This is a genomic window from Brevundimonas sp., from assembly GCF_047617075.1.
Lineage (GTDB): Bacteria > Pseudomonadota > Alphaproteobacteria > Caulobacterales > Caulobacteraceae > Brevundimonas.
Window position 1 is genome coordinate 55,603 of record NZ_JBLGCI010000009.1, and the last position, 22,649, is coordinate 78,251.

The 22,649-nt window shown below is 67.5% G+C and carries 29 protein-coding genes; 17 read left to right on the plus strand and 12 right to left on the minus strand.

The window, feature by feature from the left end:
* Together radC and ACI8U3_RS10825 are read left to right on the plus strand one after the other, a co-directional pair.
* On the plus strand, positions 1 to 726 hold the full coding sequence (radC, locus tag ACI8U3_RS10820; RefSeq protein ID WP_415014885.1) for a RadC family protein: 726 nt from the start codon (positions 1 to 3) through the stop codon (positions 724 to 726).
* Positions 726 to 1,280 carry a GNAT family N-acetyltransferase gene (locus ACI8U3_RS10825; RefSeq protein ID WP_415014886.1) on the plus strand — a complete coding sequence of 185 codons (555 nt, stop codon included), beginning with the start codon at positions 726 to 728 and terminating at the stop codon, positions 1,278 to 1,280. The genes radC and ACI8U3_RS10825 overlap by 1 nt, the downstream gene beginning before the upstream one ends.
* Here the strand turns inward: ACI8U3_RS10825 and ACI8U3_RS10830 are convergent, their stop codons facing one another.
* Positions 1,281 to 1,937 (minus strand): glutathione S-transferase family protein, encoded by a 657-nt coding sequence (locus ACI8U3_RS10830; RefSeq protein WP_415014887.1) that lies wholly within the window; start codon positions 1,935 to 1,937, stop codon positions 1,281 to 1,283.
* A gap of 92 nt (positions 1,938 to 2,029) precedes the next feature.
* Here ACI8U3_RS10830 and purB point away from each other — a divergent pair, with 92 nt between their 5' ends.
* Together purB and ACI8U3_RS10840 are read left to right on the plus strand one after the other, a co-directional pair.
* On the plus strand, positions 2,030 to 3,331 hold the full coding sequence (gene purB / locus ACI8U3_RS10835; RefSeq protein WP_415014888.1) for an adenylosuccinate lyase: 1,302 nt from the start codon (positions 2,030 to 2,032) through the stop codon (positions 3,329 to 3,331).
* Positions 3,332 to 3,438: 107 nt separating this feature from the next.
* The gene (locus ACI8U3_RS10840) at positions 3,439 to 4,020 is read left to right on the plus strand and encodes a fasciclin domain-containing protein (RefSeq protein ID WP_415014889.1); all 582 of its coding nucleotides are present in this window, start codon (positions 3,439 to 3,441) and stop codon (positions 4,018 to 4,020) included.
* Between the two features lie 154 nt (positions 4,021 to 4,174).
* On the opposite strand, the gene ACI8U3_RS10845 is transcribed toward ACI8U3_RS10840, so the two are convergent.
* Positions 4,175 to 4,498 carry a DUF1476 domain-containing protein gene (locus ACI8U3_RS10845; RefSeq protein ID WP_415014890.1) on the minus strand — a complete coding sequence of 108 codons (324 nt, stop codon included), beginning with the start codon at positions 4,496 to 4,498 and terminating at the stop codon, positions 4,175 to 4,177.
* 297 nt (positions 4,499 to 4,795) lie between these two features.
* Between ACI8U3_RS10845 and purC the strand changes: the two genes are divergently transcribed.
* Positions 4,796 to 5,554, plus strand: a complete 759-nt coding sequence (gene purC, locus ACI8U3_RS10850) for a phosphoribosylaminoimidazolesuccinocarboxamide synthase (protein WP_415014891.1) — start codon at positions 4,796 to 4,798, stop codon at positions 5,552 to 5,554.
* A complete protein-coding gene (gene purS, locus ACI8U3_RS10855) occupies positions 5,554 to 5,796 on the plus strand; it encodes a phosphoribosylformylglycinamidine synthase subunit PurS (protein ID WP_415014892.1) in 243 nt (80 codons plus the stop codon). Before purC ends, purS begins: the two co-directional genes overlap by 1 nt.
* 12 nt (positions 5,797 to 5,808) lie before the next feature.
* Here the strand turns inward: purS and ACI8U3_RS10860 are convergent, their stop codons facing one another.
* The 8 genes from ACI8U3_RS10860 to ACI8U3_RS10895 form a co-directional block, all read right to left on the minus strand.
* Complete coding sequence (locus ACI8U3_RS10860) at positions 5,809 to 6,246, minus strand: DUF6173 family protein (RefSeq protein WP_415014893.1); 438 nt, start codon at positions 6,244 to 6,246, stop codon at positions 5,809 to 5,811.
* Positions 6,247 to 6,286: 40 nt separating this feature from the next.
* Positions 6,287 to 7,444: a rod shape-determining protein RodA gene (rodA, locus tag ACI8U3_RS10865; RefSeq protein ID WP_415014894.1), complete on the minus strand. Its 1,158-nt coding sequence runs from the start codon at positions 7,442 to 7,444 to the stop codon at positions 6,287 to 6,289.
* Entirely contained in the window at positions 7,441 to 9,489 is a 2,049-nt protein-coding gene (mrdA, locus tag ACI8U3_RS10870) for a penicillin-binding protein 2 (RefSeq protein WP_415014895.1), read from the minus strand. The genes rodA and mrdA overlap by 4 nt, the downstream gene beginning before the upstream one ends.
* On the minus strand, positions 9,486 to 9,992 hold the full coding sequence (locus ACI8U3_RS10875) for a hypothetical protein (protein ID WP_415014896.1): 507 nt from the start codon (positions 9,990 to 9,992) through the stop codon (positions 9,486 to 9,488). Before ACI8U3_RS10875 ends, mrdA begins: the two co-directional genes overlap by 4 nt.
* An 8-nt stretch (positions 9,993 to 10,000) precedes the next feature.
* The gene (mreC, locus tag ACI8U3_RS10880; protein ID WP_415014897.1) at positions 10,001 to 11,068 is read right to left on the minus strand and encodes a rod shape-determining protein MreC; all 1,068 of its coding nucleotides are present in this window, start codon (positions 11,066 to 11,068) and stop codon (positions 10,001 to 10,003) included.
* A 140-nt stretch (positions 11,069 to 11,208) separates the two neighbouring features.
* Positions 11,209 to 12,249, minus strand: a complete 1,041-nt coding sequence (locus tag ACI8U3_RS10885) for a rod shape-determining protein (RefSeq protein ID WP_415014898.1) — start codon at positions 12,247 to 12,249, stop codon at positions 11,209 to 11,211.
* A gap of 206 nt (positions 12,250 to 12,455) precedes the next feature.
* A complete protein-coding gene (locus tag ACI8U3_RS10890) occupies positions 12,456 to 13,076 on the minus strand; it encodes a glutathione S-transferase family protein (protein WP_415014899.1) in 621 nt (206 codons plus the stop codon).
* A 64-nt stretch (positions 13,077 to 13,140) separates the two neighbouring features.
* Positions 13,141 to 13,371 (minus strand): hypothetical protein, encoded by a 231-nt coding sequence (locus tag ACI8U3_RS10895; protein WP_415014900.1) that lies wholly within the window; start codon positions 13,369 to 13,371, stop codon positions 13,141 to 13,143.
* A gap of 195 nt (positions 13,372 to 13,566) precedes the next feature.
* On the opposite strand from ACI8U3_RS10895, the gene ACI8U3_RS10900 reads away from it, so the two are divergent.
* Positions 13,567 to 14,241, plus strand: coding sequence for a DUF1028 domain-containing protein (locus ACI8U3_RS10900; protein ID WP_415014901.1), 675 nt, complete (start codon positions 13,567 to 13,569; stop codon positions 14,239 to 14,241).
* Between the two features lie 9 nt (positions 14,242 to 14,250).
* Here the strand turns inward: ACI8U3_RS10900 and ACI8U3_RS10905 are convergent, their stop codons facing one another.
* A complete protein-coding gene (locus ACI8U3_RS10905) occupies positions 14,251 to 14,865 on the minus strand; it encodes a hypothetical protein (RefSeq protein ID WP_415014902.1) in 615 nt (204 codons plus the stop codon).
* 69 nt (positions 14,866 to 14,934) lie between these two features.
* Complete coding sequence (locus tag ACI8U3_RS10910; protein WP_415014903.1) at positions 14,935 to 15,462, minus strand: GNAT family N-acetyltransferase; 528 nt, start codon at positions 15,460 to 15,462, stop codon at positions 14,935 to 14,937.
* Between the two features lie 63 nt (positions 15,463 to 15,525).
* On the opposite strand from ACI8U3_RS10910, the gene ACI8U3_RS10915 reads away from it, so the two are divergent.
* The 10 genes from ACI8U3_RS10915 (at position 15,526) to ACI8U3_RS10960 (ending at position 22,648) form a co-directional block, all read left to right on the plus strand.
* Entirely contained in the window at positions 15,526 to 16,443 is a 918-nt protein-coding gene (locus tag ACI8U3_RS10915) for a histone deacetylase family protein (RefSeq protein WP_415014904.1), read from the plus strand.
* Between the two features lie 41 nt (positions 16,444 to 16,484).
* The gene (locus ACI8U3_RS10920) at positions 16,485 to 17,129 is read left to right on the plus strand and encodes a histidine phosphatase family protein (RefSeq protein WP_415014905.1); all 645 of its coding nucleotides are present in this window, start codon (positions 16,485 to 16,487) and stop codon (positions 17,127 to 17,129) included.
* 270 nt (positions 17,130 to 17,399) lie between these two features.
* Positions 17,400 to 18,023 carry a glutathione S-transferase family protein gene (locus ACI8U3_RS10925; RefSeq protein WP_415014906.1) on the plus strand — a complete coding sequence of 208 codons (624 nt, stop codon included), beginning with the start codon at positions 17,400 to 17,402 and terminating at the stop codon, positions 18,021 to 18,023.
* A gap of 81 nt (positions 18,024 to 18,104) precedes the next feature.
* Positions 18,105 to 18,356 carry an exodeoxyribonuclease VII small subunit gene (locus ACI8U3_RS10930; RefSeq protein WP_292104434.1) on the plus strand — a complete coding sequence of 84 codons (252 nt, stop codon included), beginning with the start codon at positions 18,105 to 18,107 and terminating at the stop codon, positions 18,354 to 18,356.
* The gene (locus tag ACI8U3_RS10935; RefSeq protein ID WP_415014907.1) at positions 18,356 to 18,709 is read left to right on the plus strand and encodes a tRNA-binding protein; all 354 of its coding nucleotides are present in this window, start codon (positions 18,356 to 18,358) and stop codon (positions 18,707 to 18,709) included. The genes ACI8U3_RS10930 and ACI8U3_RS10935 overlap by 1 nt, the downstream gene beginning before the upstream one ends.
* Before the next feature lie 44 nt (positions 18,710 to 18,753).
* Positions 18,754 to 19,629: a polyprenyl synthetase family protein gene (locus tag ACI8U3_RS10940; RefSeq protein WP_415014939.1), complete on the plus strand. Its 876-nt coding sequence runs from the start codon at positions 18,754 to 18,756 to the stop codon at positions 19,627 to 19,629.
* A gap of 102 nt (positions 19,630 to 19,731) precedes the next feature.
* Entirely contained in the window at positions 19,732 to 20,346 is a 615-nt protein-coding gene (locus ACI8U3_RS10945) for a superoxide dismutase (RefSeq protein ID WP_415014908.1), read from the plus strand.
* Positions 20,347 to 20,402: 56 nt separating this feature from the next.
* Positions 20,403 to 21,335, plus strand: coding sequence for an MBL fold metallo-hydrolase (locus ACI8U3_RS10950; protein WP_415014909.1), 933 nt, complete (start codon positions 20,403 to 20,405; stop codon positions 21,333 to 21,335).
* Between the two features lie 159 nt (positions 21,336 to 21,494).
* Positions 21,495 to 22,112, plus strand: a complete 618-nt coding sequence (gene rpsD, locus ACI8U3_RS10955) for a 30S ribosomal protein S4 (protein WP_415014910.1) — start codon at positions 21,495 to 21,497, stop codon at positions 22,110 to 22,112.
* 119 nt (positions 22,113 to 22,231) lie between these two features.
* Positions 22,232 to 22,648 carry a hypothetical protein gene (locus tag ACI8U3_RS10960; RefSeq protein ID WP_415014911.1) on the plus strand — a complete coding sequence of 139 codons (417 nt, stop codon included), beginning with the start codon at positions 22,232 to 22,234 and terminating at the stop codon, positions 22,646 to 22,648.
* Position 22,649 lies beyond the last annotated feature (1 nt).

A 22,649-nucleotide genomic window follows, 5' to 3' on the forward strand; every position in this document is an offset into this window, starting at 1 on the left:
TTGACCGACGCGGCGCCGAAAGCGGCGAAACCGCATCATGCGGGGCATCGCGAACGCCTGCGCGAACGGGCGCGTGGCGGGGGCCTGACGCACCTGCCCGACTATGAGCTGCTGGAGCTGTTCCTGTTCCGCAGCCAGCCCCAGGGTGACGTGAAGCCCATCGCCAAGGCCCTGCTGGCGCGCTTCGGCTCCCTGTCCGCCGTGCTGGCCGCGTCCATCGAAGACCTGATGACCGTCCGCGCCGAGGACTCGAAGGGGCGCATGAAGGGCGTCGGCGCCGAGACCGCGCTGGATCTGGCCGCCTTGCACGAGGTCAGCCGCCGGGTGGCGCGCGAACCCGCGGTCAAGCGCACGGTCATCTCGTCCTGGACCGCGCTGGTGGCCTATGTGCGGGTGGCGCTGCAGCACGAACCGCGCGAGCAGTTCCGGGTGCTGTATCTGGACAAGAAGAACCAGCTGATCCTGGACGAAGTCCTCAATCGCGGCACCGTCGATCACGCCCCGGTCTATCCGCGCGAGGTGGTGCGCCGGGCGCTGGAGGTGTCGGCCAGCGCCATCATTCTGGTGCACAACCACCCGTCCGGCGACCCGACGCCCAGCCGGGCCGACATCCAGATGACGAAGCAGATCGTCGAGGCGGCCCGCTCGCTCAGCGTCGAGGTCCATGACCATCTGATCGTCGGCCGCGAAGGCGTGTCCAGCTTCCGTCAGTTGGGGCTGATGTGATGATCGATCTGATCGAACAGCCAGTGCGCTCGACCATTGTGGAGACCGCGCGTCTGATGATGACGCCTGCCTCGCTGGATGATTTGCCGGACGTGGCCGCCCTGTGGCGAGAACCGGATGTCTATCGCCATATCGGCGGCAAGGCCTTCAGCGAGGAGGACTGCTGGAACCGCCTGCTGCGCGACGTGGGCCACTGGCGGTCCCTAGGCTACGGCCTGTGGACCGTGCGCATGAAGGCGACGGGCACCTATGCGGGCGTGGTTGGCTTCGCGGACTTCCGGCGCGAGATGAACCCGTCCTTCGGCGACGCGCCCGAGGGCGGCTGGGTCATGGCGCCCTGGACCCAGCGGCAGGGTCTGGCGTCCGAGGCCGTCGGCGCGGCGCTGGCGTGGGTGGAGGCGGTGCTCGACCCGTCGCGCACCGTCTGCATGATCGCGCCGGATAACCAGCCGTCGCTTCGCCTGGCCGACCGCTTCGGCTACGCTCCCTACGCCGCAACTCAGTATAAGGGGGCCGAGGTCCTGCTGCTGGAGCGGCCGCGCGGAGGCGGTTGATCAGGCGGCCAACTCCGCCCTGCCCGCTTCTTCCCATTCCAGATAGTCCGGCTGACTCAGCAGGGCGTCCATATACGCCGCCGCCGTGCCGTCATCGCCGTGGGCGTTCAGGTCGATGCGGAAATGGCGGAAGCGCGCGGCCACGGGGGTGAAGAAGGCGTCGGCTGCGGACCAGTCGCCGAACAGGAACGGCCCGCCCTGGCCGAAGCGGCCCTTGGCGTCCTTCCACATGGCTATCATGCGGCGGATGTCGGCGGACAGGGCCTCGGACGGCGCGTGAGGCTGATCCTGCACCACATGCATGGGATGGTCGGGCCCCATGCCCAGCTCGCCGCGCAGGGTCCCGAAGGCCGAGTGCATTTCGCACACCGTGGCGCGCGCCACCCAGCGGGCTTTTGCATCGGCGGGCCACAGGGGCGCATCGGGAAACCGCTCCTCTGCCCACAATGTGATGGCCAGGGAATCCCAGATGGTGACGCCGTCCACCTCAAGCGCCGGCACCTTGCCCGCGGGGGCGTGCCGGGCGATGGCCTTGGCCGTGTCGGGACGGTTCAGGCGCACCATGACCTCGTCGAATTCGGCCCCGCACCGCTTCAGCACCAGCCACGGCCGCAGCGACCAGGTGGAATAGGCCTTGTCTCCGAGGATCAGCTTCATGACGGGGCTCCCTTGCTGTGCGCGCCTGAATGGACCCGGCCCGGATTCGCCGCAACCTTGACTCCCCGCCCCCGGCGACCGAAACGGCGGCCATGATCATCCGCTATTCCCGCCCCGAAGCCGTCGCCATCTGGTCCCAGGAGACCAAATATTCGATCTGGTTCGAGATCGAGGCTCACGCCGCAACCAAGATGGCCGAGCTGGGCGTGATCCCGGCAAAGGCCGCCGAGACGCTCTGGGCCAAGGGCAAGGACGTGGTCTGGGACGCCGACCGCATCGACGAGATCGAGCGCACCACCAAGCACGACGTCATCGCTTTCCTGACCCATGTGTCCGAGACGGTGGGCGAGGAAGCCCGCTTCCTGCACCAGGGCATGACGTCCTCTGACGTGCTGGACACCTGTTTCGCGGTCCAGCTGGCCCGGTCCACCGACCTGCTGCTGGCGGGCGTGGACCGGGTGCTGGCGGCGCTCGAGACGCGGGCCAAGGAGCACAAATACACCGTCACCGTGGGTCGTTCGCACGGCATCCACGCCGAGCCGGTGACCTTCGGCCTGAAGCTGGCCGGCTATCACGCCGAGTTCCAGCGGGCGCGCCGCCGTCTGGTGACGGCGCGGGAAGAGATCGCCACCTGCGCCATCTCCGGCGCCGTCGGCACCTTCGCCAATGTGGACCCGGCTGTTGAGGTCTATGTGGCCGAACAGATGGGCCTGTCGGTCGAGCCGGTCTCGACCCAGGTGATCCCCCGCGACCGCCACGCCGCCTATTTCGCGGCCCTGGGCGTGGTCGCCTCGTCCATCGAGCGTCTGGCTGTCGAGATCCGCCACCTGCAGCGCACCGAGGTGCTGGAGGCCGAGGAGTTCTTCGACAAGGGCCAGAAGGGCTCGTCGGCCATGCCGCACAAGCGCAACCCGATCCTGACCGAGAACCTGACCGGCCTGGCCCGTCTGGTGCGATCGGCCGTGACTCCCGCAATGGAAAATGTTGCGCTGTGGCACGAGCGGGACATCAGCCACTCGTCGGTGGAGCGCGGCATCGGCCCGGACGCCACCGTGCATCTGGATTTCGCCCTGCACCGCATGGCCGGCGTGATCGAGCGGCTGAACGTCTACCCCGAGAACATGCAGAAGAATCTGGACCGTCTGGGCGGGCTGGTGTTCTCGCAGCGGGTCATGCTGGCTCTGACCCAGGCGGGCGTCAGCCGCGAGGACGCCTATGCGGCGGTGCAGGAGAACGCCATGAAGGTCTGGCGCGGCGAGGGCCGTTTCCTGGACTTCCTCAAGGCCGACGACCGCGTGACCCTGGGCGACGCCGATCTGGAGGCCCTGTTCGATCTGGGCTACCATACCAAGCACGTGGACACGGTGTTTGATCGGGTGTTCGGCGCCGGCTGATCACGCGCCGCGCACATTTATTTGATCACGAACGCATCCTTTCCGGCGTTCGATCGGTAACTCCCCCATGCCGTCATTTGAGGCGGCGAAGCTGGGAGAGAAACCTGATGCGTACTTTCATGATCGCCGGCGTGTCCGCCGCCGCCCTGCTGGCCCTGGCCGCCTGCAACAGCGAAGAGCCCGCCGAGAACGCCGCCATGACCGCCGATCCCGCCATGGAGCAGGAAGCCGCTCCCGCCGCCGAAGGCACTGTGGTCGAGGTCGCCCAGGGCAACCCCGAGTTCAGCACCCTGGTCGAAGCTGTCACGGCTGCTGACCTGGCCGGCACCCTGAACGGCGCCGGACCGTTCACGGTCTTCGCCCCCACCAATGCGGCGTTCGACAAGATCCCGGAAGCCGATCTGCAGGCGCTTCTGCAGCCCGAGCAGCAGGAAGCCCTTCAGGGCGTGCTGACCTATCACGTGGTGCCCGGCCGCATTATGGCTGCCGACATCGCCAGCCAGGCCGAAGCGGGCGGCGGCGAAGTGGAACTGACCACCGTCGAAGGCGGCATCCTGACCCTGAGCGAAAGCAATGGTCAGTGGGTCATCACTGACGAGAACGGTAACACCTCGACCATCGCCATGGCCGATGTGGCCGCGTCCAACGGCGTGATTCACGCCATCGACACCGTCGTGATGCCGAACTGATTTTTGTCAGAACCAAACTGACAAAGCCGCGTTACTGATCGGCGCGGACAGTTTTGACAGCGCGATATCGGGTCGCCTCTTTCCCCCCAGGCGCCTCGAGCTCAAAGGGCCGCACTTTCCCCCGGGTGCGGCCCTTATTCTGTCTGGAGAAGGCTTATTCGCCGCTTCTGATCTGCTCGCGGGCATGGGACATCAGTTCGTCCATCTTGGAGCGCAGCTCGCCTTCCGAGACCGACAGGCCGGAGCCCTTCAGGTCTCCAGCCACCTTGCGCGCCACATCGTCGTCGCCCGGCTGCTCGAAGTCGGCCCGCACCACGGCGGCGGCGTAGTTTTCGGCGCTTTCAGCTGACAGGCCCATCTTCTCGGCCGCCCACAGGCCCAACAGCTTGTTGCGGCGGGCGACGGCCCTGAATTCCTGGTCCTGTTCGTGGGCGAACTTGTTCTCGAAGCCCTTTTCCCGTTCGTCGAAGGTGGTCATACGCTGCATCAACTCCTGGCGCGCCCCCGGCGGTCGCGGCGCCGTCTATAGCCCGCCCCGGCGCGAACGCAACAGGAACCGGGGACAGGCGGCGCACTTGCGAATCCGACGCAGCCGGGCTGCGGCGTTTGTGCCTTTCACGCCCATGCGATATAGGCGCCCCGCATTCTACCGCCCGGCGCTATAGTGGCGCCAGCCTGATTCCGCCCGCGCAGCCCTTTCGGCCCTCTGACCGGCCCAAGGCGGCGCGGTTTTCGTTTTTTCGGCCATGCGCCGCCGCCTCCCCCTACGGGAACCGTGATGAAGAACCGCAAGAAGATTTACGAAGGCAAGGCCAAGATCCTCTACGAGGGTCCCGAGCCGGGCACCCTGATCCAGTATTTCAAGGACGACGCCACCGCCTTCAACGCCCAGAAAAAGGCCACGCTGGAAGGCAAGGGCGTGCTGAACAACAAGATCAGCGAGTTCATCATGACCCGCCTGGCGGGCATGGGCATCGCCAACCATTTCATCAAGCGGCTGAACCTGCGCGAGCAGCTGATCCGCGAGGTGGAGATCATCCCGCTGGAGGTGGTCTGCCGCAACGTGGTGGCCGGCTCTCTGGCCCAGCGCCTGGGCCAGGAGGAAGGCACGCCCCTGCCCCGCTCGATCATCGAATTCTACTACAAGAAGGATGAGCTGGGCGATCCGATGGTGACCGAAGAGCACATCACCGCCTTCAACTGGGCCACAACCCAGGAGATCGACGACATGCTGACCATGGCCGTGCGCATCAATGACTATCTGTCGGGCATGTTCGGCGCGGTCGGCATCACCCTGGTAGACTTCAAGATCGAGTTCGGCCGGGTTTGGGAGAATGACTTCTCCCGCGTCATCCTGGCTGACGAGATCAGCCCCGATTCCTGCCGCCTGTGGGACACCACCACCGGCGAAAAGATGGACAAGGACCGCTTCCGCCGCGACCTGGGCGACGTGATCGAGAACTATGCCGAGGTGGCCCGCCGGCTCGGCATCATGAAGGACATGCCAACCGTGATTCAGGGAGGCCTGCACTGATGGCCCGCAAGGTTAAGGTTCACGTCTATCTCAAGCCCGGCGTTCTGGACGTGCAGGGCAAGGCCGTCGAAGGCGCCCTGCACAGCCTGGGCTGGCCCGGCGTGACGAACGCCCGCGTCGGCAAGATGATCGAATTCGATCTGGCCGACGAGATGGCCGACCCCGAGGCCGAGGTGAAGCGCATGTGCGAGACGCTGTTGGCCAACACGGTGATCGAGAGCTACCGCATCGAGATGAGCTGAACCGCCTGGCCGTCAGCCTTTCTTCTCGCGCACCATCTCGTCGAGGCGGAAGCCGATGCGGCGGGCGGGCTTTTCAGGCTCGGGCTTGGGCTTGGCGGACAGGACCACATTCAGGCGGCTGACGTGCTGCAGCAAGGTCACGGGCTGGCCGCCAGGGTCCCGGCCGAAGAACATCAGCAGGTCCGGGCCCCAGAAACCCAGATCGTGGATCATCAGCACCCCGTCGCCGGGCATGCCGACGCCGCGCACCCCGACCTCATCGTCCGGGTCTAGACGCGACTCGAACTCCTTGATCAGGCGCGACAGACGTACGAACGCCCATTCGGCGGGGTTGTCGGTCTGGTGCAGACCCTCGGCCAGGGCTGCGGATTCCTCCGGCGTCTTCTCGGAGGTCACCGGCTTCGGACACGGGGCGAACATGGCCGGATCGGCCTTTACGGGCTTTGACATTCACTCAGCCTAGAACAGTCCGCGTTCTCAGGCGACAGCCCTAGAACAGCCCCTGCCCCTTGGGCAGCTCGGCATAGCGGTGAACCCGCGTCGACATGATGAGGCCAAAGCCGATCATCACGGTCATCATGGACGATCCGCCATAGGACAGCAGCGGCATGGGCACCCCGACCACCGGCGCCATGCCCATCACCATCGCGCCGTTGATCAGAACGAAGATGGCGAAGAACGAGATCATCCCCGCCGCCGCGATGCGTCCGAAATGGCTGTGCGACAGGGATGCGATCCTGAGCGAGATGATGATCACAGCCAGATAGCAGGCCAGCAGGGTGAAGGAGCCGACGAAGCCGAACTCCTCGGCCAGGGTGGAGAAGATGAAGTCGGTTTCGCGCTCGGGCAGGAATTCCAGCTGGCTCTGGCTGCCCAGGCCATATCCTCGCCCGAGCAGGCCGCCGGAGCCTAAAGCGATCTTCGACTGGATGATGTTGTAGCCCGTGCCGCTGGGATCCTGGGTCGGGTCCAGAAAAGTCAGGACGCGATTGCGCTGATACTCATGCATGCCGAACATGACGAACGGCGGCACGAAGGCGACAGCCGCCGCCGCGCCGGCGGCGATGACTTTCCAGCTGAGGCCGGCGATGAACATCACGGCGCCGCCCGTCAGGGCGATCACCATGGCCGAGCCCAGGTCCGGCTGGGCGGCGACCACAATGGATGGCACGCCGATCATGGCGATTGGGAAGATCAACTTCCAGGACCAGCGCGCCTCCTTGGCCGTATGAGCGTGGTACCAGCGGGCTAGGGCGAGCACGAGGCCCAGCTTCATGAACTCCGCCGGCTGGATGCGGATGAAGCCCAGATTGAGCCAGTTCCTGGCCCCCCCGGCGGTGTAGCCGAGCGGGGTGAGCTCGATCAGCAGCACCAGGAACAGCACGAACCCGTAAAGGGGATAGGCCCCGTGGAACCACCACTTTGGATGGACCATGGCCAGGACCAGCATCGCGATCAGCAACAGGCCGAAGCGGATCAGGTGATCCGCCGCCCAGGGCTGCCACTGCCCGCCGGCGATAGAATAGAGCATGGCCGCGCCCGTTCCGGCGATGAGGGCCAGCAGGCCCACCAGGCGCCAGTCGATCTCTCCCAGCTTGACCGACAGCCGGTCGCGCTCGCCGGGACGGGTCAGGGCGGAAGCGGTCATTGGGCGCCTCCTCGCGGCTGATACGGCTGGGGACCGGGCAGGGTCGGCGAAGGCTCGGGGCGCGGCGCCGGAGCCGGTTCGGCCGCCACCGGCGCGGGCGGCGCGGCGCCCACATCCTCGGCCGGCCCCGTGGCCTCAGGCGGGAGAGGCCGCTCGATGCGGGCGCGCATGTCAGGATCCTTCAGCAGGGTCGTCTTCATGACCTCGCGGGCGCGGGGCGCGGCATCGGCCGAACCGCCTGACGGCGCGTGCTGGATGATGAGAGCGATGGCGTAGCGGGGCGCATCGTGGGGGGCGAAGGCCACGAACAGGGCGTGGTCGCGGCGGCTCCACACCGCATTGCGCGGCCCCCGGCTTTCGCCCGGACGATAGTCCCGCGACTGGGCCGTGCCGGTCTTGCCCGCCATCAGGATGTCGCCCAGTCCCAGCTGGGAATTGCGATAGGCGGTGCCGGTGACGTCGTTGGCCACGGCGGCCATGCCCGCCCGCACGATATCAAGATGCTCCTGCGAGAAAGGCAGGTCCGGCGCCTCGGCGCCGGACGGCTGATCGACGCCGCCGATGGACTTGACCAGACGGGGCTGCAGAGCCTTGCGGCCGTTGGCCAGACGCGACGTCATGATGGCCAGTTGCAGGGCGTTGACCGTGATCGCGCCCTGTCCGATGGCCACGGACAGGGTCTCGCCCGGGTACCAGACCTGGTCCTCGGCCCGGCGGAAATTCTCGCGCTTCCACTGGGTCGAGGGCATCGTGCCTGCGCGCTGGTTGCCCAGGCCGATCTCGTAGGTCTCGTGAAATCCCAGGGCCTCCGCCGTACGGGCGATCCGGTCCACGCCGGCCCGGTTGCAAAGGTGATAGAAATAGGTGTCGCACGAGTTCTTGATGGCGTCGTGCATGTTCTGAGAGCCGTGCCCGCCCGCGCGCCAGCAGCGGAAGGTGCGCCCGCCGTAGCGATAGCCGCCGGTGCAGGTAACCCGTTCCTCAGGGTCGATGCCGGCGTCGAGCAGGGCCAAGGCCGTGGTCATCTTGAACGTCGAACCGGGCGGGAAGGTGCCGTACACGGTCTTGTCCAGCAACGGACGCCGCTCATAGTCGGCCCAGGCGCGGTAGATGTCGCTGGGCACGCCCGAGACGAACAGGTTGGGATCGAACGACGGCGCCGACACCATGCACAGGATGTCGCCGTTGCGCACGTCCATGACGACGCAGCCGCCGGACTCCTCGCCGAACACCTCCAGCGCGCGGTTCTGGATGTCGGCGTCCAGGGTCAGCACCACGTCATCGCCCGGCGTGGCGGGGATGGAGCCCTCGGCGTCCTCGCCGACCACGCGGCCGCGGGCGTCCACCTCGACCCGCTGACCGCCCTGCTCGCCTCTGAGCTGACGGTCGAAGGTCTGTTCCACGCCCTGTCGGCCGATGCGGAACCCTGGGTGATAAAGCAGGCTTGGAACCTCTTCCCCTGCTTCGCGCAATGCCGCCACGTCGCGGTCCGAGACCTTTGCCACATAGCCCACCGTGTGGGCGAAGGCGCCGCCGTGCGGATAGAACCGCGCTTCGTTCATGTCGGCCATCACGCCGGGGAGCTCGTTGGCGTAAAGATTGACCCGCGAAAACTCCTCCCAGGTCAGGTCGCTCTTGACCGGGACGGGCACGAAGCGCGGCGCGGCGTTCACGTCGCGGATGATGGTGCGGCGCCGCTCCTGCGTGTCCGGCAGCAGCTGGCCCAGCAGATCCAGCGTCTGGTCCAGATCCCGCGTTTCGTCACGAACCACAAGCACGCGGAAGCTGGGACGGTTCCCCGCGATCACCACGCCTTCGCGGTCCAGGATGCGCCCGCGCGGCGGCGGCACGATGCGGAAATTGAACTGGTTGTTGACGGCCAGCGTCGCGTATTCCCCGGCCTGCACCACCTGCAGCTGGCCCAGTCGTCCGCCGAGCGCAAGCACGCCAAGCGCCGTCGCGCCGCCCAGCAGGAAGGTGCGCCGCAGGAAGGACCCTTGCCGCTCGTTGACGTCCGAGAAATAGATCGACGGTTCGCTGCTCATCGGAAACGCACGTCCCCGTCGTCAAAATACTCGATCATCCAGGCCGCTACGGGGAACAGAGCCAGGGTCGGCACGATCTGCCAGAACAGGGCCAGCAGGCTGGGCGCATTGCCCGCCGCCAGGCTGACGATCATGTAGGCGAGAAAGAAGGCTACAATAACGCATGCGGCGTACCAGGCGAACAGCATCAGGTTCTCCTGCCCCGCCAGCAGACTGCGCGCGGCCAGCACCGTCCCGTAAACGGCCAGCAACGACAAGGGCCACAGTCCCAGGGGCGCGTACCAGAACACGTCGAGGAACAGGCCCAGCGCCAACAGGATCAGAGGCGCCAGCACCGAAGGCCGGATGAGGGGCCAGGCGAAGGCCAGGGCCAGCGGCAGGATCGGCTCCGGCAGGCTGAGGCCGAACAGGTGAATGGGCGTGGCCAGAAGCACCGTGCCGGCGATGGCGGCCAGGGCGGGCAGGATCAACCACTGCATCGGCCCCACGACCCGGACACCCATGCCGCGTCTCACTCTGCGACCTCCGTTGCGGCGGGGGTTTCAGGCGCCGCCTGGGCGGCGGCGGCGTCGCGGCGTCGCTGGGATTCCGCCTCGGCCACGCGGCGAACCTCTTCCTCGTCGCGGGCGCGGCGGCGGGCCTCGTCATCAGCGATGCGCGCGGCGGTGGCGGCGTCAGGCGGCGGCGCTGTCTGGAAGGCGGCCAGCGGCGGCGCGTTTAGGGCGTCGGGGTCCGCCAGCTGGGCGAAGTCCTGGAACAGCAGCACCCGTACATAGTCGATGGGACCGCGATCGGTGAACAGTTTGACCCGCCAGGTGCCGTCGATCCCGCGCGCAGCCACGCCCACCGGCAGGCCGCGCGGAATGCCGCCGCCGTCGCCAGACGTCAGGATCCGGTCGCCCTCACGCAGGGCGTCCTCGCCGCGCACATACTCCAGCCGGGGATTGCCGCTGCCGTCGCCGGACAACATCGCCCGAGCGTCCGTGCGGTCCACCAGGATCGGCACACGGCTGGACACGTCGGTGATCAGCAGCACCCGACTGACCCCGCCCGTCGCGCCCACGACCCGCCCGACCAGACCATGCTCGTTGATGACGGGATTGCCGATGCGCACCCCGCTGCCCCGGCCCACGTCGATCAGGCGGGCGTTGACGAAGGGTCCGCGCGATTCCGACACCGAACGGGCCGTGACCATCTCGACAGGCGGCTCGACCCGCAGACCCAGCATGGCCTCGTAGCGGGCGTTGACGTTCTTCAGCGCGATGGCCTGATCCCGCCAAGGCTCCAGCTCGGCCAGTTGCGCCCGCAGGCGGCGATTTTCGGAAACGGCGAAGAAGTAGCCGCGCACATAGTCGCTGGCGTGACCGACCCAGCGTACCGGGGCCGCGAAGACCCCGCCCACCGGCGCGGCCACGGCGTCGGCTCCGGCGCGGGCCGCGCCGTATTCGCCGGAATCCGTGTCGCGGCCATTGACGAGGAGCAGGGCCACGGCCGCGATCATGGCGATGATGACCACGCCCGCGGACGCCCACGCCAGCGGCGCTTTCAGATTGTCGAACGGTCCGTCGCGAAACGCCACGGCGCGCCTTCCTGGGCTGTCGGGCCCGTCATCAGAATGGAATCGGCGTGACGCCCACGCCGATGGGCCAGCCTATGGCAAAAACCGGTCGGATTGAAAACAGCGATCACGCGGGAATGACCCTGCGCTCACCAGAGGCTTTAAAGGGTGGCTTCCAGCACGCCCTTCATCCAGCGCGGATGCTCCAGCACGCGGCCGCAGCCCACGGCCACGCAGGACAGCGGATCATCGGCCACCGAGACGGGCAGACCCGTCTGGTCGCGGATTTCCGAGTCCAGGCCGCGCAGCAGGGCGCCGCCGCCGGTCAGCATGATGCCCTTGTCGGCGATGTCGGCGGCCAGCTCAGGCGGGGTGGCTTCCAGGGCGACCTTGACCGCCTCGATGATCTGGCTGACCGGTTCCGCGAGCGCTTCAGCAGCCTGACGTTCCGAGATGCGCACCTCGCGCGGCACGCCCTGCATCAGGTCGCGGCCCTTGACCTCGATGCCCAGGCCCTCGCCGTCCGGCGGGATGCGGGCGGTGCCGATGTCCTTCTTGATGCGCTCGGCGGTGGTTTCGCCGATCAGCAGGTTGTGGTTGCGGCGCATGTAGCTGATCAGCGCCTCGTCCATCTTGTCCCCGCCCACGCGGACCGAGCGCGAATAGACGATGCCCGACAGGGACAGCACGGCCACCTCGGTGGTGCCGCCGCCGATGTCCACGACCATGGAGCCGGTGGGCTCGTGGATGGGCAGGCCCGCGCCGATGGCGGCGGCCATGGGCTCGTCGATCAGGCCGACGCGGCGGGCGCCGGCGTTCAGGCAGGAATCATTGATGGCGCGGCGCTCGACCGCCGTGGCGCCCGACGGCACGCACACGATCACCTTGGGGTTCACGAAGCCCTTGCGGTTGTGAACCTTGCGGATGAAGTGCTTGATCATCTCCTCGGCCACTTCGAAGTCGGCGATGACGCCGTCGCGCATGGGGCGGATCGCTTCCATGTGTCCGGGCGTGCGGCCCAGCATCTGCTTGGCCTCGATGCCCACGGCGTGGACGATCTTGCGCCCGCCGACGTTTCTCAGCGCCACCACCGAGGGCTCGTTGAGCACGATGCCCTTGCCCTTCTGATAGATCAGGGTGTTGGCGGTGCCGAGATCGATGGCGATATCGTTGGAGATGGCGCCGAAAAGGGAAAAGCTCATGGGCGTAAGGGTACCGTGGCTGCGGCTTCAAAAGGGCTTGTCTGCGGTCGGTCCGCTTCAGCGAAGCCCCGGCGGAGCGCGTATCCCTTCACGCACCGCACCCTGATCGTCTTCGGCCGACCTGACGGCTCGTTTGCCCCTCAACGGGAAGGATTACAAGCCCTCATGCGAGGGCTTGTGGAAAGCCTGCGGTGGGCGACCGGCGGTCAGCCGTCGACCGGCTCGATTCCCTGGGCCTTCAGCGCGCGTTGCACAGCCGGGCGCGCCTGCACCGCATCCAGATGCGCGTTCAGCTTCGGATAATCGCCCGCGTCCAGAATCCCCGCCTGACGGCTCCAGCGGGTGAACACCGACAAATAACCGTCGGCCACCGTGTACTGATCACCCATGACGAACGGGCCTTTCAGCAGATGCTGCTCGGCAAGGGCCAGCTTGTCCTTCACCGTCTTGAGCGCGGCCTCCTTCGCCTCGCCGTCCAGCGGCGGGCGTGAAAACATCAGGCGTCCCAGCGCCGGATGCAGGGACGCCCCCGCCCAGCCGTTGAACGAATCCATCTTCGCCCGCTCGAACGCGTCCTTGGGGACAAGGTTCTTTTCGGGATGCCGATCCGCGATCCACGGCATGATCACGGCGTTCTCGGTCAGCACGCCGTGATCGGTTTCAAGCGCCGGGGTCACGCCCGCCGGATTGACGGCCAGATACTCGGGCGTCTTCTGCTCGCCCTTCTTCAGGTCGATCTTCACCCCTTCATAGTCCGCACCCGCCTCCTCGAAGGCGATGTGCGAGGCCAGGGCGCAGGCGCCGGGGGAATAGTAGAGCTTGAGCATGACGGTCGTCCTCGGTCAGCGGGGGCGAATGGAACCGCCAAGGTGAGGAGGCGCGGCCGCTGTTTCAAGCCACCTGTGCGTGGGGCGTCCAGTTTGAGACAGGGACAAGCCGTTCCGCTTCGCGCTCGAACGCGTCCTCCGCTTCCGCCAGATCGTGCAGGATGCGCGGTCCGCGCGGTCCCGTCAGGCGGTAATAGGCCGTCACCTCGCGCCCGCCCAGATCGATCTCCGCCACCTTGTGCAGCACCACGGGGCCCTGGCTCCGCACGGTGGACGAGAAGGCCGCGCGGGTCATGCCGCGATCGCCTGATGTGATATCCGCAAGGCCTGCGTCCTCTGCAATCATGGTCCGTCTCCGTTTTCGCCAGACGCCAACCCGGTCCGGGTGCGGAAGGTTCCAGCGTCGCCATACGCAAGGCGCGCCGCCGCAACCGCCACGCTCGCCGCCCGTTAGGCCCGGACCTCACTCGCAGCCGGAGTCCCCTGCCCCATGACCTTTTCGCTGGTGGCGCGCTGCGCCCGCACCGGACAGTTCGGCATCGCCGCGGTGACGGCGGTTCCGGCGGTGGGCAAGCTGCTGACCCACGCGGCGGCCGGCGTCGGCGCGGTGGCCACACAGGCGCGGGTGAACCCCTATCTGGGCATCGACGGCCTGAACCTGCTGCGTCAGGGCCTGTCGGCCGAGACGGTGCATGACGCCCTGCTGACCAACGACCCCGCCATCCGCTTTCGCCAGTTCGCGGTGATCGACCGGCAGGGACGCACGGCCGCCTTCACGGGCGACGCCTGTCTGGACTGGTGCGGATCGCTGCAACGGGACGGCTTCAGCGTTCAGGGCAACCGGCTGGCGGGACCTCAGGTCCTGAGCCGCGCCGCCGACCGGTTCGAGGCCCTTGCTCATGAAGCTCTCGCCGACCGTCTGCTGGAAGCGCTTGCCGAAGGCGTGGCGGCGGGCGGCGACGCCAAGGGCGAGGTGTCCGCCACCATCTACGTGATGGACACGGAAGATTACCCGCTGTGGGACATCCGCGTGGACCAGCACCCCGAGCCCATCGCCGAGCTCCGCCGCCTGCACGAGGTGTTCAGGGAGAAGGTGGTGCCCGAAATCCGCGACATGCCCACCCGCGAAAACCCGGCCGGGACCGAGGGCGAGGTTCCGATCTAGCCGCTGCGCCTAGTCCCCGCCGACGGCGCTCAGGGCGTTCATGAACATCATGCTCCCGGTCATGCCGGCCGCCATCACATCTTCGCCCGCCCGCGTGCCTCGCAGCTTGTAGCTCCACTCGCCCTCGTCCTGCACGAGGACGAAGGTCACGTGCGGCACGTTTCCAACCGTGATGCGGAACACCTCATGCTCCGGCGGGTCTTCCCGGTCCGGCTTTGTGAACAGCGGAAAACCGCCTTCGTAGGCCTCCGCGTCCGGCCAACGATGAAGGATCACCGCCGCCGATTCCCGCGCCACTGCGGACGCGGGTTGGCTCCGGGCGTAACGCGTCGCGTAGAGGGTCGCGTCCATGCCCTGCGCACGGGTATTGCAGCCTACATTCTCGCCCCGGACCAATCCGGCCTGATCCGGATAGACCGTGACCGAATTGATCGCCTCGCCCGGCGTGAAGTGACAGGTCAGCCCGCTCTGCACATGCCGAAGAGTCGGCACCGTGTCCGTGGTGACATTCTCGAACACGCCCTGCGCCCCAGCCGCCGCGATCAGGGCGTCCGCTTCGGCGCGCGCGGAGGCCGCCGGATCATCCTGGGCCGCCAGCCCGGCCAGAAGCATCATCCAGATCATCGCGGGCCTCCCGTTTCGTCCTGAACATCAGCAGAGGACATCGCCCCCGTCCATCCACGATCCCTGACGTCAGCCTCGGCGCAGGATGAACTCGTCGTCGCGCCAGGCGCCGACCGGATACTGATACTCGCCCGCCTTCTCGAAGCCGTAGGCGGCATACAGCTTCTGCGCCTTCTCATTGCCACTCCAGACCCCGATCCACAGCGGCCCGTCCGAGTTCGTCTGCATCCACTCCAGCGCCACCTTCAGCAGAGCCGTACCGACCCCCAGCCCCTGCGCCGCCTTCGACACATACAGACGATGCAGTTCCGCATGGCCGGGCCGAGCGTCCGGGTGCGGCAGGCCGCAGCGACCGGTGTTGGCGAAACCCAGAATCTCCCCGTCCCGTTCGGCCACCCAGTACTGGTGATCGGGATCGCTCAGCCGCGCCCGCGTCGTCGCATCGCTGAATGTGTCATCCAGAAACGGCTCCAGATCCTCCGACGGATAGGGAATGCCGAACCCGTTCACGAAGGTCTCGATGAAGGTGGCCCGGCCCAGCGCCGCCAAGGCGGGGGCGTCGTCGGATGTGGCGGTGCGGATGGCGAATTCGGTCATGGCGGGCGGCATAGCTTTCCCGGCGCGTGACGCAAACCCCGCAGCCTCGCTAGAGTGCGACTCATGACCCTGTTCATCACTCACCCCGACATGCTGGCCCACGACACCGGTCAGGGGCACCCCGAGCGGTCGGCCCGACTGGCGGCCGTGCTGGACGCCATCGAGGACGCCGACCTGTCGCTGGACCGTCGCGAGGCCATGGAGGCCGAGGTCGAGGCCCTGATCCGCGTCCATCCCGAGGCGCACGTTCAGCGAATCCTCGACGCGTCGCCTGCCTCCGGCGTCGTGGCGCTGGACCCGGACACGGTGCTGTCGCCCGGCAGCGTGCGGGCCGGACGGCTGGCGGCGGGGGCGGCGCTTCAGGCGGTGCGCGCCGTGGCGGCGGGCGAGACCAGCCGCGCCTTCGCCGCCGTGCGCCCGCCGGGCCACCATGCGGAGCCGGACAAGGCCATGGGCTTCTGCCTGTTCTCGAGCGTCGCGGTCGCCGCCCGCGAGGCGCAGGCCCTGGGCCTGTCGAAGGTGGCGGTGATCGACTTCGACGTGCACCACGGCAACGGCACCCAGGCGGCGTTCGAAAACGACGCCAGCCTGTTCCTCGGCTCCATTCACCAGATGCCGCTTTATCCCGGCACGGGCGCGGCGGACGAGACCGGCGTGGGCAACATCGTCAACGCCCCGGTGCCGCCCCACGCGGCGCGCGAGGCGTGGCGGGCCACCTTCTCCGGCGGCTTGATGCCGGCGCTGGACGCCTTTGCTCCCGACCTTGTGATCATCTCCGCCGGCTTCGACGCCCACCGCCGCGATCCGCTGGCGCACCAGTCTCTGGAGGCCGAGGATTTCGCCTGGGCCACAAGGGCGGTGATCGAGGTGGCCCGCGCCCGCTGCGGCGGCAAGGTTGTGTCGTCGCTGGAGGGCGGCTACGACCTGAACGGACTGGGCCTGTCGGCCGTCGCCCATCTGCGGGCGCTAGGGGAGGTATAGACGCGCGAACCCTTTGATGCCAAAGGCGTCCGTCTCCCGTCATGACGATCCATGCTCCTCCAACCGAGTCGGAATCGATACGCCCCCCGGCGGCGCCTGCGTCCGTGCGCGCGCCCGGCGCCATCACCCTTGCGCGTCACGGTCGACCAGCGCTGTCGCGCAAGGTGCTGCTGACGTCACAGGGCTACCGGGACTGGTGGGCGACCTATGAGGTGGGCGGGCTGTGCAAGAAGCAGACGCCGCCGCCGGGCCTGCTGCAGACCGCCGCCCGCGCCGACGCCATCTTCGTCTCCACCCGCCCGCGGGCCCTGGAGACCGCCGGCCATGTGGCGGGCGAGCGCGACCTGAACATCGATCCGGTGTTCATCGAGGCCCCCCTGCCCCCGCCCGCCTTCCCGGCCTGGATGAAGCTGTCGCCCCGCTGGTGGGGCGTGGTGTCGCGCATCTGGTGGTGGGCCTTCGACTTCCACGACGAGGGCGAGGAAAGCCGCGACATGGCCCGCGCCCGGGCGGTCAAGGCCGCCGACATCCTGATCGCCCGCGCCGAACAGGGCGAAGAGGTTCTGGTGCTGGCCCACGGCTTCTTCAACGCCATGATCGGCCACCGACTGAAGGCGCTGGGCTGGCGCTGCACCCGCGATCAGGGCTTCAAATACTGGTCCAGCCGCAGGTTCGAGAAGCGCTGAACTTTTGTCATCCCCGCCAAAGCGAAGCGGAGAGCGGGGACGTCAATGGCCGCCTTTTTCCAGGCCCGGACGGCGCGGCGCGACGATCCGGGCCAAGGTTTCCGCCTTTCGCCCGGCTCAGCCTCGCGGCTGTCCGGGCGGGGGGACCATTGATTTCGACCGTCCCGGCTCGTCGCTTCGCTCCGGCCGGGATGACAAGCGTCAAGTTTCACATGACTCGGGGCGGTCGTTCTGCTTATGTTCCAATTTGGCCGTATGGAGAACCTCCCGATGACAGCCGAACTGATGTTCTACACCAACCCCATGTCGCGGGGCCGCATCGTCCGCTGGATGCTGGAAGAGACGGGCGCCGACTACGCCGAGACGGTGCTGGACTACGGCACGACCATGAAGGGCGCCGACTATCTGGCGATCAATCCCATGGGCAAGGTGCCGGCCATTCGGCACGGCGATCAGCTGGTCACCGAATGCGCCGCCATCTGCGCCTATCTGGCCGACGCTTTCCCTGAGGCGGGTCTGGCGCCCGCGCTGGACCAGCGCGGCGCCTATTACCGCTGGATGTTCTTCGCCGCCGGTCCGCTGGAAGCCGCCGTCACCAATCAGGCGCTGCAGGTTCAGGTGCCGGCCGACAAGCAAGGCTTCGTGGGCTACGGCTCCATGGCGGCGGTGCTGGACGCCGTGTCCGGCGCGGTGAAGGCGAACCCCTACATCGCAGGCGACCGGTTCAGCGCGGCGGACGTCTATGTGGGCGCCCAGATCGGCTGGGGCCTGCAGTTCGGCACCATCGAGAAGCGGCCCGAGTTCGCCGACTACGCCCACCGGGTCATGGACCGCGACGCCTGGCGCCGCGCCACTGAAAAGGACGACGCCCTGACGCCCAAGCAGGACGGCTGACTCTTTTTCTGGAGCGGGCCGTTCCGAGATGCCCTCCATATGGTCTAGGGTCCGCCCGACTCTCCGGATGCACGAAACACCATGGCCGACGACCCCAAGACCATTCCCGCCGATCTCAGCTTCGAGGACGCCCTGGCTCAGCTGGAGCAGATCGTCTCCGAGCTGGAATCCGGCCAGGCCCCGCTTGAACGGTCCATCGCCATCTATGAGCGGGGCGCCGCGCTCAAGGCCCACTGCGAGGCCCGTCTGAAGGCCGCCCAGCTGCGGGTCGAGAAGATCGTGGTCGGCGCCGATGGTCAGGCCAGGGGCGCCGAGCCCGCCGAGTTCTCGTGATGAGCGGCCCGGCGGCCGATCAGATCGCCTTCGAGGACTTCATGAAGGTGGACGTCCGCGTGGGCCAAGTCGTGAAGGCTGAACCCTTCCCCGAAGCGCGCAAGCCCGCGTATCGCCTGACCATCGATTTCGGCCCGGACATCGGCGTGAAGCGCTCCTCCGCCCAGATCACGAAGCACTACACCCTCGACGACCTGCACGGCCGCAAGGTCGCCGCCGTGGTCAACTTCCCGCCCCGCCAGATCGGACCCATGATGTCCGAGGTCCTGACCCTGGGCTTTCCTGACGCCGAGGGCGAGGTGGTTCTGGTCGGCGTGGACCGCGAGGTGCCGGTGGGAGGACGCCTGTTTTGAGCCGCTCCGACCCCTATCCCGCCGCCAACTCGCCGGAACAGGCCGTGGCCGATCGCGTGGCCGAGGTGGCCGATCTGGTCACCGTGGCGCTGGACGAACTGTTGCCCCGCGCGGACGGTCCCGAAGCCCGCCTGACCGAGGCCATGCGCTACGCCGCCCTGGGACCCGGCAAGCGGCTGCGTCCTTTCTTCGCCCTGGAGTCTGCCCGCCTGTTCGACATCGAGGAGCGGCCGGTGCTGCGCGCCGCCTGCGCACTGGAGTGCGTCCACGCCTATTCCCTGATCCACGACGACCTGCCGTGCATGGACGACGACGACATGCGCCGGGGCCGCCCCACCCTGCACCGGGCCTACGATGAGGCCACCGCGGTTCTGGCCGGCGACGCGCTGCAGACCGCTGCCTTCGACATCATTCTGGATGAGGACACTCACGACGACCCGGGCGTACGCTGTGAACTGGCCATGCGCCTGTCCTATGCCTCAGGCGCGCGGGGCATGGCGGGCGGCCAGATGATTGACCTGATGGGCGTGCGCGACGATCTGGGCGGGGTGGCCCGCATGCAGCGTCTCAAGACCGGCGCCCTGATCACCTACGCCTTCGAGATTCCCCTGATCATCGCCCATGCGCGCGAGGAGCACCGGGGCGCCCTGCTCGCCTTCGCCCATGATCTGGGTCTGGCCTATCAGATCGTGGACGACCTGCTGGACGCCGAGGGGGACGAGGATCTGCTGGGCAAGGCCGCGGGCGGCAAGGACGCGGCCCGAGGCAAGACCAATTTCGTCACCCTGCTGGGCGTCGACGCCGCGCGCGAGCGGGTCACCCACCTGGCCCAGCAGGCGCGGGACCATCTGGCCCCCTTCGGCCACGACGCCGACATGCTGAAGGCCAGCGTCGACCACGTCCTGCACCGCCGAAGCTGAGCCGTAATCCCCAGAATTCGGGCCTGCATGGCTTGGGTCCGGCATCGCTTCACCTACATGAAGCGTTGAGACCGAACGATCGCCGACAAAAGGAGATACACCATGGCCTTCACCCTGCCCGACCTGCCCTACGCCTATGACGCGCTTGAGCCGGCGATCGACAAGGAGACGATGACCTTCCACCACGACAAGCACCACAAGACCTATGTGGACAAGCTGAACGAGGCCGTGGACGCGGACTCCAGCCTGCAGGGCAAGTCGCTGGAAGAGTTGTTCGCCAACATCTCCAAGACCCCCAAGGCCGTGCGCAACAATGGCGGCGGTCACTGGAACCACAGCCTGTTCTGGGAGCTGCTGGCTCCGCAGGGTGAAACCGGCGAGCCGTCGGCCGAGCTGAAGGCCCAAATCGACAAGGACCTGGGCGGCATGGACAAGTTCCAGGAAGCCTTCAACGCCGCCGGCGCCGGCCAGTTCGGTTCGGGCTGGGCCTGGCTGATCTGGCAGGACGGCAAGCTGAAGGTCACCTCCACGCCGAACCAGGATAACCCGCTGATGGACGTGGCCGATGAGCGCGGCGCCGTCGTCCTGGGCGCCGACGTGTGGGAGCACGCCTATTACCTGAAGTACCAGAACCGCCGCCCCGACTACCTCAAGGCCTTCTGGACCGTGGTGAACTGGAACAAGGCCAACCAGCTGTTCGCGGCCGCCAAGGGCTGATCACAATCAACGCCCCGCCGGACCGGCGGGGCGTTTTCATTCCGGGGACACGATCCATGACGCCTTCCATCAAGCTGGCTTCCGCCGCACTGACCCTCGCCGCCCTGCTGGGCGCCGCTGCCTGCAGCCAACCTGCCGAAGCGCCCGCTGAAGCCGAGGCCGCCGCAGACGCCATGCCCGCCAGCACAGACGTGCATCCCTTCTCGGTTGGGGACCTGCAACTGGCCGCGCTCAGGGACGGGACCATCGTCCTGCCGGTGGACCAGAGCCCGTGGGGCGACCCTGCGGTTGTGGCCTCCATCCTTTCGGAAGCAGGCGAAGAGGGCGACGCCGTGCACCTGTCGGTCCAGCCCTTGCTGGTGCGCCAGGGCGACCGTGTGGTGCTGATCGACACCGGGGCGGGCGGCCAGATGGGCACGCAGAACGGGCTGCCGGGCGCGCTGTCAGCCGCCGGTGTGGACCCGGCGGAAGTGACCGACATTCTGATCTCCCACGCCCACGGCGACCACATCGGCGGGCTGGCCAACGCCGAGGGCGCCCTGGCCTTCCCCAACGCCGTCATCCGCATGAGCGCCCCGGAATGGCGCGCCATGCAGGCCGGCGCCGAAGAACAGGGCCTCGCCGACCTCGTGACCGCCATCACGCCGCAGGTTCAGACGTTTGAACCCGGCGCCGCGATCATGCCGTTCCTCACTGCCGTATCGCTGGACGGGCATACGCCGGGTCATTCCGGCTTCTCGATCACCTCCGGTGACGAGCGCCTGCTCTATATCGGCGACGCCCTGCACAGCGCGGTGATCTCGGTGCAGCGTCCCGAGCTCGTCAACGCCTGGGACAGCGACAGTGATACCGCCATCGCGACGCGCCAGGGCCTGCTCGAGCGCGGCGCAAACGAGGAACAGCGCTACTACGGGGTGCACTTCCCCTACCCCGGCCTGGGCCGGATCGAGCAGCGCGACGGGGGCTTCGTCTGGTCGCCGGAATCCTGATCTGACTTGACGTAACGCGGGCGGGCCGTCATAAGCCCGCCCTTCTCGCACCCGGCTCGCGCCGGAGGCGGGATTCATCACGGACGATGCGTGGACCGCCGTTGAGATCGCATTCCCATTCGGGGGGATGCCGGGCCGCATCAGCATAGAGAGTGACATATGTCCAAGCGCCACAGCGCCAAGTACAAGATCGACCGCGCCATGGGTGAAAACCTGTGGGGTCGCGCCAAGTCTCCGGTCAACAAGCGCTCCTACGGTCCCGGCCAGCACGGCCAGCGCCGCAAGAACAAGGTGTCCGACTTCGGCATCCAGCTGAAGGCCAAGCAGAAGCTCAAGGGCTACTACGGCAACATCACCGAGAAGCAGTTCGCCCGGACCTATGACGAGGCCGCCCGCCGCAAGGGCAACACCTCGGAAAACCTGATCGGCCTGCTGGAATCCCGCCTGGACGCCATCGTCTACCGCGCCAAGTTCGTGCCCACCGTCTGGGCCGCCCGTCAGTTCGTCAGCCACGGCCACGTGACCGTCAACGGCAAGAAGGTGGACATCCCCTCCTACCGCGTGAAGGCCGGCGACGTGGTCGAGGTCAAGGAAAAGTCCCGTTCCATGGCGCTGGTGCTGGAAGCCCAGCAGTCGTCGGAGCGCGACGTGCCCGACTATCTGGAGCTGGGCGACCGCGGCTTCTCGGCCCGCTACGTGCGGATCCCCGAGCTGGCCGACGTGCCCTACGCCGTGAAGATGGAGCCGAACCTGGTGGTCGAGTTCTACTCGTCCTAAGGCTTTATCGGACGCCTTCGGGCGCCCGGCTGTGAACAACAAGGCCCCGGAGCGATCCGGGGCCTTTCGCTTTTGGCCCAATCAGGCGATCATGGGCCACGCCATCGGGGGAGAGCGCCTTGCTCCGCACCATCGCCGCCACCCTGACCGTCTGCGTCCTTACCGGCGGCTGCGCGATGCTGGACCGCGTTCTGCCGGGGGGCGGCGGAGCACCGGATTACAGCGAGACGGCCGTCAGCACCGACGGCATGCCCGGCGCTCTGGAACCGATCCACGCCGCCGCCATCATCGGGGACCGCGCCATTTTCCGGGTCACCTCAGGCGGCTGCACCGAGCGTGATGACATCCAGCCGATCATCACCGTCGTCGAGGACGAGGCCGTGGTCACCCTTCGCCGCATGCAGGACGACTATTGCGAAGCCTACGACGAGGACGGCGTCGAGATGGTCTGGACCTTCGAGGAACTGGGCCTGACACCTGGTCAGAGGGTGCGGGTCAACAACCCCTATCTGGGCGATTCACAAGGCGATACTTGAA

Bases quoted from the DNA above. Each gene is read 5' to 3' on its own strand.
- rodA (WP_415014894.1), bottom strand. From the start codon at position 7,444: ATGACCGCTTCCGCCCTGACCCGTCCCGGCGAGCGCGACCGGCTGTCG.
- purS (WP_415014892.1), top strand. From the start codon at position 5,554: ATGGCCCGCAAGGTTAAGGTTCACGTCTATCTCAAGCCCGGCGTTCTG.
- ACI8U3_RS10885 (WP_415014898.1), bottom strand. From the start codon at position 12,249: ATGAGCTTTTCCCTTTTCGGCGCCATCTCCAACGATATCGCCATCGAT.
- ACI8U3_RS10935 (WP_415014907.1), top strand. From the start codon at position 18,356: ATGAGCGGCCCGGCGGCCGATCAGATCGCCTTCGAGGACTTCATGAAG.
- ACI8U3_RS10845 (WP_415014890.1), bottom strand. From the start codon at position 4,498: ATGACCACCTTCGACGAACGGGAAAAGGGCTTCGAGAACAAGTTCGCC.
- ACI8U3_RS10920 (WP_415014905.1), top strand. From the start codon at position 16,485: ATGACGATCCATGCTCCTCCAACCGAGTCGGAATCGATACGCCCCCCG.
- ACI8U3_RS10900 (WP_415014901.1), top strand. From the start codon at position 13,567: ATGACCTTTTCGCTGGTGGCGCGCTGCGCCCGCACCGGACAGTTCGGC.
- ACI8U3_RS10950 (WP_415014909.1), top strand. From the start codon at position 20,403: ATGACGCCTTCCATCAAGCTGGCTTCCGCCGCACTGACCCTCGCCGCC.
- ACI8U3_RS10930 (WP_292104434.1), top strand. From the start codon at position 18,105: ATGGCCGACGACCCCAAGACCATTCCCGCCGATCTCAGCTTCGAGGAC.
- ACI8U3_RS10925 (WP_415014906.1), top strand. From the start codon at position 17,400: ATGACAGCCGAACTGATGTTCTACACCAACCCCATGTCGCGGGGCCGC.
- ACI8U3_RS10905 (WP_415014902.1), bottom strand. From the start codon at position 14,865: ATGATCTGGATGATGCTTCTGGCCGGGCTGGCGGCCCAGGATGATCCG.
- purB (WP_415014888.1), top strand. From the start codon at position 2,030: ATGATCATCCGCTATTCCCGCCCCGAAGCCGTCGCCATCTGGTCCCAG.
- mrdA (WP_415014895.1), bottom strand. From the start codon at position 9,489: ATGAGCAGCGAACCGTCGATCTATTTCTCGGACGTCAACGAGCGGCAA.
- ACI8U3_RS10830 (WP_415014887.1), bottom strand. From the start codon at position 1,937: ATGAAGCTGATCCTCGGAGACAAGGCCTATTCCACCTGGTCGCTGCGG.
- ACI8U3_RS10875 (WP_415014896.1), bottom strand. From the start codon at position 9,992: ATGGGTGTCCGGGTCGTGGGGCCGATGCAGTGGTTGATCCTGCCCGCC.
- ACI8U3_RS10945 (WP_415014908.1), top strand. From the start codon at position 19,732: ATGGCCTTCACCCTGCCCGACCTGCCCTACGCCTATGACGCGCTTGAG.
- ACI8U3_RS10825 (WP_415014886.1), top strand. From the start codon at position 726: ATGATCGATCTGATCGAACAGCCAGTGCGCTCGACCATTGTGGAGACC.
- ACI8U3_RS10910 (WP_415014903.1), bottom strand. From the start codon at position 15,462: ATGACCGAATTCGCCATCCGCACCGCCACATCCGACGACGCCCCCGCC.
- ACI8U3_RS10890 (WP_415014899.1), bottom strand. From the start codon at position 13,076: ATGCTCAAGCTCTACTATTCCCCCGGCGCCTGCGCCCTGGCCTCGCAC.
- ACI8U3_RS10860 (WP_415014893.1), bottom strand. From the start codon at position 6,246: ATGTCAAAGCCCGTAAAGGCCGATCCGGCCATGTTCGCCCCGTGTCCG.
- ACI8U3_RS10895 (WP_415014900.1), bottom strand. From the start codon at position 13,371: ATGACCCGCGCGGCCTTCTCGTCCACCGTGCGGAGCCAGGGCCCCGTG.
- rpsD (WP_415014910.1), top strand. From the start codon at position 21,495: ATGTCCAAGCGCCACAGCGCCAAGTACAAGATCGACCGCGCCATGGGT.
- ACI8U3_RS10915 (WP_415014904.1), top strand. From the start codon at position 15,526: ATGACCCTGTTCATCACTCACCCCGACATGCTGGCCCACGACACCGGT.
- ACI8U3_RS10840 (WP_415014889.1), top strand. From the start codon at position 3,439: ATGCGTACTTTCATGATCGCCGGCGTGTCCGCCGCCGCCCTGCTGGCC.